Raw genomic sequence first — 15,982 nt, 5'->3', positions numbered from 1 at the left:
TCCCCGCCGCATCGCGACCGGCAGGCGCGGGCCCCACGCCACCGGTCCCCACCATCGCAGCCCGGCCGGCCACCAACCCACAACGCTGCGGCCCGCCGCGCCGACTACCGCCGTCCCCCCGGCGCGCGCGTCAGAGCCCGAACGGCGCGCAGCTCGCCGATCCGACCAGGATGTCCCCGGAAGCCGGGCCGCCCTGCGGGAACAGCTTGATGTGCATCGCGTTCGTGGTCAGGCTGCCGTCCGCCGGCACCGGCACGATCAGCTCGTTCAGCACGACCTCCGCCATCGGCGGCGCGCCCGGCGTCGTGCCCGGGATGGTGATCACGTGGTTCGTCGGGATGTTCTGCGGCACCGTGATGCCGGTGACGGTGCCCAGCTGCATGTAGCCGTTGCTGCCGTTGGCCGTGGTGTTGCACCCCGCGCCGAACGTCCTGGCCTTGATCACCGGGCCGCCGAACTGCTGCAGCACGCTCGTCTCGAACCGCTGGCCGGTCACCTTCACACTCGCGGTGCCGTCCGGGTTGCGGGTGCACGTGGTGCTGCTCAGGCCGTACTTCGTGCGCGTGCCGACGGTGATCGGGTCGGTGCGGCCCTCCGCGGTGGCGTCCACGACGCACGGCGCGATCGGGTCCGAGTGCGCCGACACGCCGTCGACCGTGATGTCGACCGCCCCCACCGAACCGGCGCCGGTCGCCTCCGGCTGCGCCTGCGCGCTCGCCGGCACGGCCACCGCCGCCCCGAGGAGGGCCGCCACCACCACGATTCGCCTGGCCCGCTGCATGAGCCGCTCCTTTCGCCTGAGGAAATCCCTCCTCGACAATCGGCAGGACACCCGGCCGGCGTGACCCACCCGGCCGGATGCCACCCGGACGAGTGGATCTCGATCTTTCCGGGAGCGGGGCGGTGGCCCGTTCCTGACGGTGGCCCCCGGTACCGTGTCCTGGTGGCCGTCCGTACTGCGTTCCCCGGTGTCAACGAGCTCCTCACGACCGCTGTCGAGGCGCTCGGCGGTGCGGAGCGCCCGGGGCAGGTCAAGATGGCCGAGGCGGTCGGCCGCGCGATCCGCACCGGCGAGCACCTGGCCGTGCAGGCGGGCACCGGCACCGGGAAGTCGCTGGCGTACCTGGTCCCGGCCATCCGGCACGCGGTCGAGAAGGACACCACGGTGGTCGTGTCGACGGCGACGATCGCGCTGCAGCGCCAGCTCGTCGACCGCGACCTGCCCCGCCTGGCGAAGGCGTTGAAGAAGCCGCTGGGCCGCCTGCCCACGTTCGCGATCCTCAAGGGCCGCCGCAACTACCTGTGCCTGCACCGGCTCGACTCGGGCGCGCCGGAGGAGCCGGAGGACCCGGCGCTGTTCGACCCGTTCGCGGTGTCGCGGCTGGGCAAGGAGGTCACGCGGCTGCGCGAGTGGGCCTCCGACACCGAGACCGGTGACCGCGACGAGCTGGTGCCGGGCGTGTCCGAGCAGGCGTGGCGGCAGGTGTCGGTCACCGCCAAGGAGTGCCTGGGCGTGGCGCGGTGCCCGATCGGCCAGGACTGCTTCGCGGAGCGGGCGCGCGGCGAGGCGGGCAAGGCGGACGTGGTGGTCACCAACCACGCGCTGCTGGCGATCGACGCGCTGCAGGGCTACCAGGTGCTGCCGGAGCACGACCTGGTGATCATCGACGAGGCGCACGAGCTGGTCGACCGGGTCACGTCGGTCGCGACCGGCGAGCTGACCTCGTCGGCGGTCGCGGTGGCGGTGCGGCGCTGCGGGAAGCTGATCGACGCCGACACGGCCGACCGGCTGCAGGAGGCTTCCGAAGGTCTGGCGATGATCCTGGAGGACCTGCCGGCCGGGCGGATGGACACGCTGCCGAAGGCGCTGGGCGGTGCGGTCGCCGCGGTGCGGGACGGGGCGCACGCGTGCCTGACCGCGCTGGGTTCGGACCGCAAGGAGGACGTCGAGGAGGCCACGGCCCGCAAGCTTGCGCGCTCGCAGCTGGAGGAGGTGCACGACACCGCGGTGCGGCTGCTGGAGGCGTTCGCCGAGGACACCGCGCACCAGCGGGACGTGGTGTGGCTGTCCAACGACAAGTTCTCGTTCGCCAACCGCCCGCCGATGCTGCACGTGGCTCCGCTGTCGGTGGCCGGTCTGCTGCGGGAGCGGGTGTTCGCGCAGAAGACGACGGTGCTGACGTCGGCGACGCTGGCGCTGGGCGGCGCGTTCGACACGCTGGCGCGGCAGTGGGGGCTGCCGCCGTCGCAGGCTCGGGTGGTGAAGGCCGAGGGCGCGGCGACGGACAAGGCCGCCCCGGCGGACGACGAGGAGCTGAAGTGGTCCGGTTTGGACGTCGGTTCGCCGTTCGACCACCGGCGCAACGGAATCCTGTACGTGGCGAAGCACCTGCCGCCGCCGGGCCGCGACGGTCTCGGTGAGCGGACGCTGGACGAGATCGCGTCGCTGATCGAGGCCGCCGGTGGGCGGACGCTGGGCCTGTTCTCGTCGATGCGCGCGGCGAAGCAGGCGACCGAGGCGCTGCGGGACCGGATCGAGTTCCCGATCCTGTGCCAGGGCGAGGACGCGACGTCGTTGCTGGTGACGAAGTTCGCGGAGGATGCGCGGACGTGCCTGTTCGGGACATTGTCGCTGTGGCAGGGCGTGGACGTGCCCGGGCCGTCGCTGCAACTGGTGATCGTCGACCGGATCCCGTTCCCGCGCCCGGACGACCCGGTGTCGTCCGCGCGCCAGCGGGCGGTGGAAGCCCGCGGCGGCAACGGTTTCCTGACGGTGGCGGCCACCCACGCGGCGCTGCTGCTGGCGCAGGGCACGGGCCGGCTGCACCGCTCGGTCGGCGACAGGGGCGTGGTGGCGGTGCTGGACTCACGCCTGGCAACGGCCCGCTACGGCGGCTTCCTGCGCTCCTCGCTCCCCCCGTTCTGGCCGACCTACGACCCAGAGGTAGCCAAAGCGGCGCTCAAACGCCTGGACGCCGCCGCCAGCTGACGAGAGACCACCGCGGACAACTCACAAGCTCCGACCCACACCCGCGAGTCCCACACTCACGCCCGCGAGTCCCACACTCACGCCCGCGAGTCCCACATTCGCGGCCGCGAGTCCCACACTCACGCCCGCGAGTCCCACGCTCGCGCAGCGAGCCACTTCCCTGGCTGCGAACCGCGCCCATGCGCGCGCCCCGCGGGTTCCGAGCTCACCCCCAGGGGCTCCGCCTCCGGCGGTCACGCTTCCCCACCCTGAACGCGCCGGCCACGAGGCGCTCCTACCCGGCGAACTCCTCCGTCACCGGGATCCCCTTCTTCAGCGTCCGCGACACCGTGCACAACCGCTCGATCGCCCGGTCCACCGCCGCCACCAGCTTGTCGCGCTCGTCGGCCGGCAGGGTCGACAGGTCGACGTCGAAGAGCACGTGCACCGCGTCCAGTTCGGACGCGCCCTCCCGCCGATCAGCGCTCACCGCCACGCGCAGCGGCGCGTCCGTCCGGCGCGTGATCAGCTCCTCGGCCGTCACCGCCGCGCATCCGGCCGCCGCGATCTGCAGCAGCTCCGCCGGCGAGAACGCCCCGGGCGCCCCCTTCCGGCCGATCCGCACCGACGCACCACGCTCGTTGCGCCCGACGAACTCGTGCTCGCCTTCGCGGCGGACGTCCAGGCTCACACGCTCTCCTCGGTCGGGGTCAGCGCCACTGGGCGAGGACCGTGACGGTTCCGGGGTCGACCTCGGTGAACCCGGCGTCCCGCACGGCGACGACGCGCCGCTCACGCCAGGCGCCCGCGGGATCGTCGCCCGGGTGCAGTTGCTTCCACTGGGCCACCGTCGCGGTCCGCACCGCGCACGCGTAGCCCCGCTCGGCCCACGCGGCCAGCTCGTCGTCGCGGAGCATCGACGCGAGGATCATCGTGCCGTGCCCGACCTGCGCGGCCGCCTTGCCGACGGTCATCGACACCTCGGGGTTGAGCAGCATCAACGGCAGGTCGTCCGGCGCGGGACCAGGCTCGTCGGCGGGCAGGTCGCTGCCCGAGATCTGCAGGCGGCTGATCTCCTTCGGCACGTCGACGACCCGGCCCGGCACCAGCGCCCGCACCTCGGCCCCGCCGACCGACACGGTCACCCCGGGGAAGTCCTGCGCCGCGACCCAGTGCGCACCGCGAGCCCGCCGGGCGACCTTGCGGATGTGCCCGGACACCCAGTCGTGCACCGGCTCGTGCCACTCCCCGCCCGGCCGCGCGCGCTCGTCCAGGCAGACCGCGAGCGCCGCGGTGGCGGCGGCTTCGAGCAACGGAGTGCGCGACGGCGGTTCAGCCTTCTCCAGCCGCAGGATGACCGGCATCGCCCGGACCTCTTCGGGCGCGGCCTCCGGCAGCGCGGTCTCCTCCGCCGGCAGCCCGAGCCAGGTGGCGTACCGGGCGGCCAGCGGGCCGAGCACGCTCATGGCCGGGCGAGCGAGAGGCCGTCGGCCGCGTCCGCGGCCTCGACCTCCGCCCGGCTGACTCCGAGGACGAACAGCACGGCGTCGAGGTACGGGTGGGACAGCGCGGTGTCCGCGACCTCGCGCAGCGCGGGCTTCGCGTTGAACGCGACGCCCATTCCGGCCGCCTTGAGCATGTCGATGTCGTTGGCGCCGTCGCCGACCGCGACGCACTGGGCCAGCGGGATGCCGTAGTGGTCGGCGAACCGGCGAAGCGCGGTCGCCTTCCCGGCGCGGTCGATGATCTCGCCGACGACCCGCCCGGTCAGCTTGCCGCCCACGACCTCCAGCTCGTTGGCCGCGACGAAGTCGAGCCCGAGCTGGTCGGCGATCGGCTGGATGATCCGCGTGAACCCACCGGACACGACACCGCAGCGGAACCCGAGCCGCTTGAGCGTGCGGACCGTGGTGCGCGCGCCCGGGGTCAGCTGGATCTGCTCGCCCACCTCGTCGAGCACCGATTCGGGGAGCCCCGCCAGCAGCCCGACGCGCCGTTCGAGTGATTCGGTGAAGTTCAGCTCGCCACGCATGGCGGCCTCGGTGATCTCGCGGACCTTCGGCTCGACCCCCGCGTGCGCGGCCAGCATCTCGATGACCTCGCCCTGGATGAGGGTCGAGTCCACGTCGAACACGATCAGCCGCTTGGCCCGCCGCGCGAGCCCGCCGCGCTCGATGGCGATGTCCACGCCACCGGCGGACGCGACGTCCGCGACCGCGGCACGCAGCTCGGTGTCGGCCTGCTCGGTGTCCTCCGCGACCGACAGGTGCACCTCGAGCCCGGTGACCGGGTAGTCGGCGATGCGGCGGATCGCGTCGATGTTGGCGCCGAGCGCGGCCAGCCGTCCGGCGAAGTCGGTGAACGCGCGGGCGGTCAGCGGCCGCCCGAGGATCACGGCGACGTGTGTCGAGCCCTGCCGGGCGGGGGCGAACGGGTCCTCCCCGATCTCGTCCCCGACCCGGACGTCGACGTGCATGGCGACGGTGGCCATCGCCTGCTCGACGGACTCCTGCAGGCCCTCCGGGTCGTCAGCCACCGCGACCAGCACACCGAGGGTGAGCCGGCCGCGGATGACGACCTGTTCGACGTCGAGCATCTCGACCCCGTGCCGCGTGAGGGCGGCGAAGAGGACCGAGGTGACACCCGGCTTGTCCGGCCCGGTCGTCGTGATCAGCACCGGGGTCATGGTCTCGTTCCTACCCGGACGCCGCGGATCACTGCTCGCTCGCGTTGTCCTTGTCGTGGTCGCCCGGGATGACCGCGTCGGTGAGGGCCTGCGACGGGGCCTTGACCCCGGCGTGGACCTTCGGCTTGCCGAAAAAGCCGATCTCACCCTCGTGGTGCATCCGCTCGACCATGTGCGGGTAGTGCAGCTCGAACGCCGGCCGCTCGGAACGGATCCGGGGCAGCTCGGTGAAGTTGTGCCGCGGCGGCGGGCACGAGGTGGCCCACTCCAGCGAGTTGCCGTAGCCCCACGGGTCGTCCACCGTGACGAGCTCGCCGTAGCGGTAGCACTTGAACACGTTGTAGATGAACGGCAGGGTCGACGCGCCCAGGATGTAGGCGCCGATCGTCGAGATCGTGTTCAGCGTGGTGAAGCCGTCGCTGGCCAGGTAGTCGGCGTACCGGCGCGGCATGCCCTCCGCACCCAGCCAGTGCTGGACCAGGAACGTGGCGTGGAAGCCGAGGAACGTGGTCCAGAAGTGCAGCTTGCCCAGCTTCTCGTCGAGCATCCGCCCGGTGATCTTCGGGAACCAGAAGTAGATGCCGGCGAAGGTCGCGAACACGATCGTGCCGTAGAGCACGTAGTGGAAGTGCGCCACCACGAAGTAGCTGTCCGACACGTGGAAGTCGATGGCCGGGGCGGCCAGCAGGATGCCGGTCAGACCACCGAAGAGGAAGGTGACGAGGAAGCCGACCGAGAAGATCATCGGCGTCTCGAAGCTCAGCTGGCCCTTCCACATGGTGCCGATCCAGTTGAAGAACTTGACACCGGTCGGGACCGCGATCAGGAAGGTCATGAAGGAGAAGAACGGCAGCAGCACGGCACCCGTGGCGTACATGTGGTGCGCCCACACCGCGACCGACAGCGCCGCGATGCCCAGCGTCGCGAAGACCAGGCCCTTGTAGCCGAAGATCGGCTTGCGCGAGAACACCGGGATGATCTCGGAGACGATGCCGAAGAACGGCAGCGCGACGATGTACACCTCGGGGTGCCCGAAGAACCAGAACAGGTGCTGCCAGAGGATCACCCCGCCGTTGGCCGGGTCGAACACGTGCGCCCCGATGTGCCGGTCGGCCATCAGGCCCATCAGCGCCGCGGTCAGGATCGGGAAGGCGAGCAGCACCAGGATGCTGGTGACCAGGATGTTCCAGGTGAAGATCGGCATCCGGAACATGGTCATGCCGGGCGCGCGGAGGCACACGATCGTGGTGACCATGTTGACCGCACCGAGGATGGTGCCCAGACCGGAGACCGCGAGGCCGGCGATCCACATGTCCGCGCCGATGCCCGGCGAGTGGATGGCGTCCGACAGCGGGGTGTAGGCGAACCAGCCGAAGTCGGCGGCGCCACCCGGGGTCAGGAAGCCGGAGACGGTGATGATGCCGCCGAAGAGGTACAGCCAGTAGGAGAAGGCGTTCAGCCGCGGGAACGCCACGTCCGGCGAGCCGATCTGCAGCGGCATGACGAAGTTCGCGAACCCGAACAGGATCGGCGTCGCGTACAGCAGCAGCATGATCGTGCCGTGCATGGTGAACAGCTGGTTGTACTGCTCCTGCGACAGGAACTGCTGTCCCGGGCGCGCCAGCTCGGTGCGGATCAGCATCGCCATCGCGCCGCCCACCATGAAGAAGGCGAACGACGTGACCAGGTACATGATGCCGATCTGCTTGTGGTCCGTCGTGCGGAACAACCGCAGCAGCAACGAACCCTTGGCCTCCTGTCGCGCCGGGTACGGACGCGTGACAATCGGCTGCGGGGCTACGGCTGTCACTCCTGCCTCCAAGGTCCTCTTCGGTGTGTCAGCGGCCGCGGCGACGCGACCAGTCCGGATCGTATCCCTCGCCCCCGACACCGGTGCGCACCGGCTGGGAAGATCACGCCATGGGAGACCGGTACACGACCGCCGCCGTGGCGGCCGCGGTCGAGGTCGGCAAGAGGTTCCAGCTGCCCGCCGAGTACCCGGAAGTGCTGGCCACGCGGTCGAACGTGCTGGTGAGACTGGGTGCGATCGTGGCCAGGGTGCCCGGAACGACGCTGGTCGCGCGGCCCGGGGTGCTCCAGTCGCTGGCGCGCGAAGTGGCACTTTCGTCGTTCCTCGAGATGCGGGATTCTCCGGTCATACCGCCGTTCGAAAGCCCCGGTCCGCACCTCGCGAACGGCCTTCCGGTGACACTGTGGCGTTTCACACGTCACGACCCCGATCACGTCTTCTCCGCCGCCGAGGTGGCCTGGTCGCTGGCCGAGCTGCACGCCGCCCTGCGCGGCTTCCCGGACGAACTGGACGCGCCGGGCCCGCTGGCCGAGGCCCGGTCCTGGATCGCGCGGTTCGACCTGCCCGCGGAACTGGCGGACGAGGTCGAGGCGCTCGCGGCGGTCCTGCCCGACGGCCCGGCGCAGGCTCTGCACGGCGACGCGCATCCGGGCAACCTGCTGGCCACGGCGAGCGGGCCGCGCTGGCTCGACTTCGAGGACACGTGGGCCGGGCCGGTCCTCTGGGACCTGGCGTGCCTGGCGCTGACCTCCCGGATGAACGGCCGCGCCGCGGTCGCCGCGTACCCGGACGGCCCCGATCCGGACGAGCTGGCGCCGTGGGTGCGGCTGCGTGATCTGTTCGGGGTGTGCTGGCGGTTCGTGATCGCGCACCGGTTCCCCGACCGGCTCCCGGAAGCGCAGGCTGACCTGCGGCGATTCAAAACTGTCGGTGGGTCCCGCTAGCTTTTCGGGCATGGCAGAGCTCGGGTACCTGACCGCGTTGCGCAGGGACGGCGGCCGCTTGGCGGAAGCGGTGCGAGACCTGCGTGCGCCGGTGCCGGCGTGCCCGGGCTGGGACGTGGCCGAGCTGGTCTGGCACACCGGCGAGGTCCACTGGTTCTGGCAGCGGATCGCGTCCGGGGCGGTTTCCGGTCCGGACGACTACCGGGAGCCGTCGCGGCCGGCGGAGGGCGAGCTGGTGGCCTGGTTCGCCGAGGGCGTCGAGGTGCTGGCGGGCACCCTGTCGGCGCTCGATCCGGCCGAGCCCAGGTGGACGTGGGGCCGGCCGGACGCCGGGTTCATCCAGCGGCGGATGGCCCTGGAGACGGCGGTGCACTGCTGGGACGCGCTGTCGGCGGCGGGGCGGGACGAACCGGTCGAGCGGGAGCTCGCGGTGGACGGGATCGACGAGTTCCTCCGGTTCTTCCTCCCAGACGCCCCGCCGGCCGGCTTCCGGACCGACGTGCACCTGCACGCGACGGACGGTCCGGGCGAGTGGCTGGTCCGGCCGTCCGGCGCGGGCTGGTCGGTGACGAGCGAGCACACGAAGGCCACGACGGCGGTGCGCGGCACGGCGTCGGACCTGCTGCTCCTGCTGTGGCGCCGGAAGGGCCCTGAAGACGTCGAGGTACTCGGCGACGCCAGGGCGCTGGAGGAGTTCGTCGATGTTTCTCAACTGAATTAGCGAAGCTGCCGCGACGAGCCGGCGTGCGCAAGGGGGCGCGCCGGGCTTCGCTCGGCCTGGCGCGCACGTCGCCGGGCGCCCCGGCGACTGCGGCTGCGGCTGCACGCGTCGGCCGGCCCGGGTGGTTGGCTGACCCGGGAGGGCGGCCGGTACGGGTGGCCGGCTGGCACCAGTGGCTGGCTGGCACGGGTGGCCGGCCGGCACCGTTCCGCGATGGCCGGGGCTGCGCTGCCCGCCACAGCGGGCTCGGCTCAGCCGGGGCCAGCCCGCTGGGTACAACTGCGCGACCGCACGCGGTCGGCCGGCATGGGCGGCCGGTCGGCACGGCTGCCCGGGCTGGCACCGCTGGCCACCCGGCGCCCCTGGTCAGCCAGCACCGCCCGGCGATGGCCGCTGCGCTGCCCGCCACAGCAGACCCGGCCCAGCCGGGACCTCCGCCGGGCCGCCCCGGGAAGCTCGGCTCCCCTGCCGGCGCGGCACCCATCGGTGCCGTGTGCTTCTCAGCGCGTCCGGATACCGGTGAGGCCGGCGGCCCGCCCCAGCCGGGGCGGAAGCAACCCCGCCGGGCCGAGCGGCGCCTACGCGAACGGCCACCACCCCAGGATCGCCTCGGTCACCATCGCCGGCGCCTCCAACGGCGTCAGGTGCCCGGACTGGGGCACGACCACCAGCTCGCCCTTGGGCAGGGACTCGGCCATGGCCTGGGCGGCATCCGGTGGGGTGAGGCCGTCCTGCTCGCCCACCACGACCAGCGCGGGCACGTCGGCGGCGGCCAGCAGCTCGGTGGCATCCGGGCGGTTGGCCATCGCGCGGGCGGCCCACGCCACGCCCACCCCCTGCTGGCTGTCGACGAGGTCGCGCACCGTCTCCACCACGTCGGGGCGCGTCTCCCGGGTCTCGGCGCTGAGCAGGTTCGGCAGCATCGACTCGGCGAGCCAGCCGGTGACGCCCTCGGACTCCGCGCGCTTCGCCAGGTCCCGCCGGGCCTGGGCCGCCTCGGGCGAGTCCGCGGTCGCCTTCGTGTCGATGAGGACCAGGCCGGCGACGCGCTCGGGCGCGGCGCGCAGCACGGCCATGGTCACGTAGCCGCCCATGGAGCAGCCGCCGAGCACGACCTGCTCCAGGTCGAGCTTGTCCAGCAGGGCGATCACGTCCCGGGCCGCGTCCTCCAGACCGGGTTCGCGGTCGGTGCCGGGCAGCGGCGTCCGTCCGAGGCCCCGCTGGTCGGGCGTGATCAGGCGGTGCCGCGTGGTGAGTCCGTCACGCATGGGGTTCCACATGCGCGCGTCCACCGGGAAGGCGTGGAGGAGAACCAGGGGAAGATCAGCCATACCCGAGATTGTGCTGGACCAGCGCGATACCGTCGCCAGGTGAGCGTCGAGTGGCGGGAGATCCGCACGGACCGCCTCTTGCTGCGGCCGTTGGGCCCGCAGGACCGGGACGACGTCGTCGAGATCCAGACCGATCCGCGGACCAACCGCTACCACCCCGCGCCGCCCGGCCCGGAGGAGACCGAGGTCAAGCTCACGGCCTGGCTCGAGCACTGGAAGGCTCACGGGTTCGGCTACCTGGCGGTGGTGCCGCTCGACACCGGTGAAGTGGCGGGCATCGGCGGGCTGCAGCACCTGGAGTTCGGCGGCGCCCGGCTGCTGAACCTCTACTACCGGTTCCGGCCCGAGGCGTGGGGCCGCGGGTACGCGACGGAGATGGCCCGGGCGGTGATCGACTGGGCCGAGCGGGAGCTGCCCGAACTCCCGGTGCAGATCAGCGTGAACATCGCGAACGAGCCGTCGCTGCGGGTCGCCGAGCGGCTCGGGTTCACCGCCTACACCGAGACGTTCTACGACGGCGCGGTGTCCCGCCACTTCCGGAAGCTCTAGATGTATCCGGTCAGGACGTTGGTAGCGGCGTGTCTGGCTGAGTAAAGGAGAACCTCCGGTTGGGATGTGGCTTGTCTAAGGCCCACTCCGATCCGGAGGTTCTCGTGTTCCACGGTAGTGCCCGGCTGACGGTTCACGGTCGGCGACTGATCGTTCAACGCCACCAGGCCGGCTGGAAACAGGCCCACATCGCCGAAGCGATGGGCGTGTCCCGCAAGTGTGTGAAGACCTGGATCGACCGCTACGCCGCCGAAGGCGAGTCTGGCCTGGTCACCCGCTCCTCACGCCCACACACGAGCCCCAACCGCACGCCCGACGAGGTCGAGCAGCGGGTGTTAGACCTACGTCACCGCGAACGCCGCGGACAGGACTGGATCGGCCTCGAGCTCGGACTCCCGCCCCGCACCGTGTCGCGGATCCTGCGCCGCCACGAGGTGCCCTACCTGGCCGAGTGCGACCCGATCACCGGCGACGTCATTCGCGCCTCCCGCGCAACCGGCGTCCGTTACGAACGCGAACGACCGGGCGAGCTGGTCCACATGGACGTCAAGAAGCTCGGCAAGATCCCCGACGGCGGTGGCTGGCGTGTCCACGGCCGCAGTGAACAGGTCCGTGCTCGCGGCATCGGCTACGACTACGTCCACTCACTCGTCGACGACCACTCCCGCCTGGCCTACTCCGAGATCCTGCCCGACGAGAAGGGCTCGACCTGCGCGGCGTTCCTACTGCGTGCCGCCGCCTACTTCGCCGATCACGGGATCTCCCGTATCGAGCGCGTGATCACCGACAACCACCTCAGCTACCGACGATCACGCGACATGGCCGCCGCGGTCGCAGCACTCGGCGCAACACACAAGTTCATCCGGCCCCACTGCCCCTGGCAGAACGGGAAAGTCGAGCGCCTCAACCGCACCCTCCAGGCCGAGTGGGCCTACCGGCACGCCTTCACCAGCAACGAGGCACGAGCAGCAGCACTTGCAGCCTGGATCGAGCACTACAACACTGAACGCCGCCACAGCGCACTCGGAGGACGACCGCCCATCAGCCGGCTACCAACCTAACGGCCGGATACACCTAGAACCGCTTCCGCGTCGGGCCGCGGCGGTCGCGGGCCTGCCAGCAGGCACGGTGCCAGTGCCTGCGGTCGGTGATCGATCCCAGTTCGCCGGCGGGCCAGGCCACCACGTGCGGGACGCCGGGCTGGATCTCGTGGTCGCAGCCCGGGCAGCGGTACACCTTGGTCGCGTGGCTGCCCGGCACGCTGCGCACGAGCCAGTCACCGTCCGGACCGGACTCGGCGCGCGCCCAACCGGAAGCCGCCCCGGCGCGGTCGGCGTCGGGGCGGCCACGGTGTTGTCGGTTGCGGCGCGGCACCCGGCCACGGTATCGCCTACGCGGTGCCGTCGGCCTTGCGGCGGAAGGTGAGTGCCACCACGAAGGCCAGGCACGCGATCACCATCGAGCCGGTGAAGGCGGCGGTCATCCCGGTGACGAGCACCTCGTGCGGCGAGCCGGTCGCGGTGCGCGTCGCGGTGCCGAAGATGGTGACCACGATGGCCAGGCCGAGCGTCGAGCCGGTCTGCTGCATCGTCTGCAGCACACCGCCCGCCGCACCGGCGTCCCGCGCCGGGACGCTGCTCATGATGATCACGTTGAGCGGTGAGAACGCCAGCCCCATGCCCAGTCCCATCAGGATCGTGGGGCCGAGCAGGCCGGGCAGGTACGTGGTGCCGGTGGCGAGCTGCGTCAGCCACGCCATCCCGGCGATCATCGACAGGGTCCCGGCGATCGCGACGGGCTTGGGCCCGAACCGGGGCAGCAGCCGCGGGATGGCCCGGCTCAGCGCGAACACCAGCACCGCCATCGGCAGGAACGCAAAGCCCGTGCCGAGCGCGTTCATCCCCCGCACGTCCTGCAGGTACTGGGTCATGAAGAAGAACATCGACATGCCGGCCATCGGCCCGAGGAAGAAGTTGGCGTAGGCGGCGGCGCGGTTGCGGTCGGCGAACAGCCGCAGCGGCAGCAACGGCTCGGCGGTGCGGGCCTCGACGGCGAGGAACACGCCGATCAGGACCACACCGGTGATCAGCGAGACCATCGTCAGCGTGCCCGTCCAGCCCGATTCGGCGGCGCGGATGAATCCGTAGACCAGTGCCGCGACCCCGGCCGTCCCGGTCACCGCGCCGGGCAGGTCGAGCCGTGGTCGCTGCCGGGGTGGTTCCACCACGAACCGGGCGGCCAGAGCGGCCACGACCAGCCCGAACGGCACGTTGATGAACAGCACGGCCCGCCACGACAGCCACTCGGTGAGCAGCCCGCCGAGGATGAGACCGACCGCGAACCCGGCGCTGGACATGCCGGAGAACAGGGCCAGCGCCCGCACCCGGGCCCGGGGTTCGGTGATGGTCGTGGTGAGCAGGGCCAGCGTGCTCGGCCCCGCGGCGGCGGCGCCGAGGCCCTGCGCGACCCGGGCGACGATCAGCCATTCGGCCGAACCGGCCAGACCGCCGGCGAGCGAGGCGGCGGTGAACAGCAGCACACCGCCGATGAACATCCGTTTGCGGCCGAACAGGTCGCCGGCGCGTCCGCCGAGCAGCAGCAGACCACCGAAGACGAGGGTGTAGCTCGACATCACCCAGCTCAGCGAGGCCGCGGTGAACCCGAGGTCCGCCTGGATGCGGGGCAGCGCGACGTTCATGACGGTGATGTCGAGGACGATCATCAGCTGGCAGGTGAGCAGGGTTGCCAGCACCACGCCGGGGCGTGGCCGCGCCGCGGTCGCGGCGACAGCCGTGCCGGACGCGGGCAGCGTTGTCTCAGGCAAGAAGACTCCATCGGAAGAGGGCGAAGGAAACGGACAAGCTCTCCGCTTCGATGGAGCTAGCATATGGAGAAGGTCTCCGGTTGCGCAAGAGTATCCGGAGAATGTGTCCGGTTTTGAGGTGAGGCGCATGACAGCACCGCGGCCGATGCGGGCTGACGCACGGCGCAACTACGAGCGGATCCTGAACACCGCACGCGAGGCGTTCCTGGAGCACGGGCCGGACGCCCCGCTGGACGACATCGCGCGGCGGGCGGGCGTCGGGGCGGGCACCCTCTACCGGCACTTCCCGACTCGGGAGACACTGGTCGAGGCCGTCTACCGCGACGACATCGAGCGGCTCAGCGCGGCCGCGCACCGGTTGCTGGCGGAGTACGAGCCGTCGGAAGCGCTGAACCGGTGGATGCGCGAGCAGGTCGCCTTCGTGCTGCACAAGCGCGGGCTGGCGGCCACGCTGAAGGCCGCGATGGACCGGGATTCGGACACGTTCGCCCTGTGCAAGGCGATGATGAACGAGGCCGCGGCGGCAGTGCTCAAGCCGGCGCAGGAGACGGGCGCCGTGCGCGCGGACGTGCGGCCGCGAGACCTGCTGCTGCTCGGCCACGGGGTGTCCATAGCGGCGGAGGGCAACGACGAAACGGCGGAGCGCCTGCTCACGGTGATGCTGGACGGCCTCCGGCAGCCGAAAACCTGAGCCGGCGGCGCACGATCGCGACCGGGCCGAACCGCGCCACTGTGCGGCCGCGAGCACGGCCAACCCCACCGCTCCGCGACCGCACCAACTTCACCACCACATCACCGCGATCGGGCCAGCCCACACGCAGGACCGCGACCAGGCCCGAACCCCTCCGCTGCACGATCGCGGCCAAGCCCGACCTCACCACTGCGCCACCACGAGCCCGACCACCTCAGCAATGCGCGATCGCCACCGGGCCCAAACCCCACCACCGCGAGCAGGCCCAGCCTCACCACCGCACCACGACGAGCACAACGCACCTCAGCGGTGCGCGATCGCGAGTGGGACCAGCTGCTCGGCCGGTGTCAGGGAGCCGTGCTGGCCGATCAGCGCGGACTCCAGCGGCTCGGCGGTCCGGCGCAGCATCCCGAAGTCGTCCCGGGCGGCGGCGATCACGTCGCCGAAACGGGGGCGCACCCGGCCGCTCACGCGTGGGCCCAGCCAGCCCGCGGCAATCGCCTCGTCGCGGCGGGCCACCCAGGCCCGCTCCCCCAGCACCGCGCACCAGGCAGCCAGCACGTCCTCCGTCGCGCCGGGCTCGGTGTACACGTTCCGCACCCGCGGGTCCCCGCCCAGCGCACGCACCCCCGCCTGCAACTCGGGCGTCGCGTCGAAGTCGATCACGTTCTCGTCCAGCGCGACCATCCCGTGGTCGGCCACCACCGCCAGCAGCCGTCCGGGCGGCAGACCGTCCACAAGCGACTCGACGAGCCGGTCGACCTGCCGCAGCTGCATCACCCACGCCGGCGAGCCCGGCCCGTAGCGGTGACCGAGCTCGTCGAGCTGGCTGTGGTAGGCGTAGCAGAAACCAGGCGACTCGCGCAGGGTCCGCAGCGTCTCCGCGGCCAGGTCGCCCATCGCGTACACGCCGCGGTAGGTCCCGCCCCGCTGCACCGCCCTGGTCAGTGGCGACTTCGCGAACTTGGCGTCGGACACCACCACCGCCTCGACGCCCGCCGCGGCCGCGCGCTCGAAGGTCGTGGGCAGCGGCTGCACGTCCTCCGGCCGCAGGTCCAGCTCGCCACCGCCCGGATGCTCGCGCCACCGCAAGGCGTTGAGCACCCCGCAGCCCGGCACCTCGAACGTGTACCCCGCCATGCCGTGCTCACCGGACGCCAGCCCGGTCCCGATCGCGGCCAGCCCGGCGACCGTCGTCGACGGGCAGCCCACGGTCAGCGTCGCCCGCGCGAGCTCGGCCAGCACCGGCGCGTCGGCGGCGTGGTCACGCAACAGCTCGGCGCCCAGACCGTCGATCAGCAGGACGCAGGCGCCCGCGGACTCGGGCAGGTCGAGCGTGTTGACACACCCGCGCACACCCAAGGTCGCGAGGACGGAAGGCACCACGTCGGCAAGATGCCCCTGGCCGGACAGCGTCGGCAGCTCCACGGCACCAGCTTGGCAGGAAGGTGGCTCCGG

At 71.9% G+C, this 15,982-nt stretch carries 15 protein-coding genes; 6 read left to right on the top strand and 9 right to left on the bottom strand.

All coding sequences use genetic code 11. The annotated features are described in order from the left end of the window. Positions 1–130 precede the first annotated feature (130 nt). The gene (locus L1857_RS09610) at positions 131–781 is read right to left on the bottom strand and encodes a hypothetical protein (protein WP_094008976.1); all 651 of its coding nucleotides are present in this window, start codon (positions 779–781) and stop codon (positions 131–133) included. A gap of 162 nt (positions 782–943) precedes the next feature. Between L1857_RS09610 and L1857_RS09605 the strand changes: the two genes are divergently transcribed. After that, a complete protein-coding gene (locus L1857_RS09605) occupies positions 944–2,989 on the top strand; it encodes an ATP-dependent DNA helicase (RefSeq protein ID WP_249464875.1) in 2,046 nt (681 codons plus the stop codon). A 274-nt stretch (positions 2,990–3,263) separates the two neighbouring features. Here the strand turns inward: L1857_RS09605 and L1857_RS09600 are convergent, their stop codons facing one another. The 4 genes from L1857_RS09600 to ctaD are packed head-to-tail and all read right to left on the bottom strand — an operon-like array spanning position 3,264 to position 7,464. Beyond that, positions 3,264–3,659, bottom strand: a complete 396-nt coding sequence (locus L1857_RS09600; protein ID WP_249464874.1) for an OsmC family protein — start codon at positions 3,657–3,659, stop codon at positions 3,264–3,266. Positions 3,660–3,678: 19 nt separating this feature from the next. After that, positions 3,679–4,434, bottom strand: a complete 756-nt coding sequence (locus tag L1857_RS09595) for a peptidyl-tRNA hydrolase (RefSeq protein ID WP_249464872.1) — start codon at positions 4,432–4,434, stop codon at positions 3,679–3,681. Continuing rightward, on the bottom strand, positions 4,431–5,654 hold the full coding sequence (serB, locus tag L1857_RS09590) for a phosphoserine phosphatase SerB (protein WP_094008972.1): 1,224 nt from the start codon (positions 5,652–5,654) through the stop codon (positions 4,431–4,433). Before serB ends, L1857_RS09595 begins: the two co-directional genes overlap by 4 nt. A gap of 28 nt (positions 5,655–5,682) precedes the next feature. Next, positions 5,683–7,464 carry an aa3-type cytochrome oxidase subunit I gene (gene ctaD, locus L1857_RS09585; RefSeq protein WP_116113512.1) on the bottom strand — a complete coding sequence of 594 codons (1,782 nt, stop codon included), beginning with the start codon at positions 7,462–7,464 and terminating at the stop codon, positions 5,683–5,685. Between the two features lie 110 nt (positions 7,465–7,574). Here ctaD and L1857_RS09580 point away from each other — a divergent pair, with 110 nt between their 5' ends. After that, entirely contained in the window at positions 7,575–8,408 is an 834-nt protein-coding gene (locus tag L1857_RS09580; protein ID WP_162831203.1) for a phosphotransferase, read from the top strand. A gap of 10 nt (positions 8,409–8,418) precedes the next feature. Continuing rightward, positions 8,419–9,129 (top strand): maleylpyruvate isomerase family mycothiol-dependent enzyme, encoded by a 711-nt coding sequence (locus L1857_RS09575; RefSeq protein WP_116113517.1) that lies wholly within the window; start codon positions 8,419–8,421, stop codon positions 9,127–9,129. 578 nt (positions 9,130–9,707) lie between these two features. Here the strand turns inward: L1857_RS09575 and L1857_RS09570 are convergent. Beyond that, on the bottom strand, positions 9,708–10,460 hold the full coding sequence (locus L1857_RS09570; protein ID WP_116113520.1) for an alpha/beta fold hydrolase: 753 nt from the start codon (positions 10,458–10,460) through the stop codon (positions 9,708–9,710). 39 nt (positions 10,461–10,499) lie between these two features. Here L1857_RS09570 and L1857_RS09565 point away from each other — a divergent pair, with 39 nt between their 5' ends. Further along, positions 10,500–11,009: a GNAT family N-acetyltransferase gene (locus tag L1857_RS09565; RefSeq protein WP_094006551.1), complete on the top strand. Its 510-nt coding sequence runs from the start codon at positions 10,500–10,502 to the stop codon at positions 11,007–11,009. A 104-nt stretch (positions 11,010–11,113) separates the two neighbouring features. After that, complete coding sequence (locus L1857_RS09560) at positions 11,114–12,070, top strand: IS481 family transposase (RefSeq protein ID WP_094009241.1); 957 nt, start codon at positions 11,114–11,116, stop codon at positions 12,068–12,070. 13 nt (positions 12,071–12,083) lie between these two features. Here L1857_RS09560 and L1857_RS09555 read toward each other — a convergent pair whose 3' ends face one another. Beyond that, positions 12,084–12,383 (bottom strand): hypothetical protein, encoded by a 300-nt coding sequence (locus L1857_RS09555; protein WP_094006552.1) that lies wholly within the window; start codon positions 12,381–12,383, stop codon positions 12,084–12,086. Positions 12,384–12,399: 16 nt separating this feature from the next. Beyond that, positions 12,400–13,833: an MFS transporter gene (locus L1857_RS09550; RefSeq protein ID WP_233157352.1), complete on the bottom strand. Its 1,434-nt coding sequence runs from the start codon at positions 13,831–13,833 to the stop codon at positions 12,400–12,402. Positions 13,834–13,960: 127 nt separating this feature from the next. Between L1857_RS09550 and L1857_RS09545 the strand changes: the two genes are divergently transcribed. Then, a complete protein-coding gene (locus tag L1857_RS09545) occupies positions 13,961–14,524 on the top strand; it encodes a TetR/AcrR family transcriptional regulator (protein ID WP_094006554.1) in 564 nt (187 codons plus the stop codon). Positions 14,525–14,827: 303 nt separating this feature from the next. Here the strand turns inward: L1857_RS09545 and L1857_RS09540 are convergent, their stop codons facing one another. Beyond that, entirely contained in the window at positions 14,828–15,952 is a 1,125-nt protein-coding gene (locus tag L1857_RS09540; RefSeq protein WP_116112728.1) for an alkaline phosphatase family protein, read from the bottom strand. Positions 15,953–15,982: the final 30 nt, after the last annotated feature.

Origin of the sequence: Amycolatopsis thermalba (assembly GCF_023376025.1) — a bacterium.
GTDB lineage: Bacteria > Actinomycetota > Actinomycetes > Mycobacteriales > Pseudonocardiaceae > Amycolatopsis_E > Amycolatopsis_E thermalba.
This window is presented reverse-complemented; position numbering and strand designations above follow the sequence as displayed.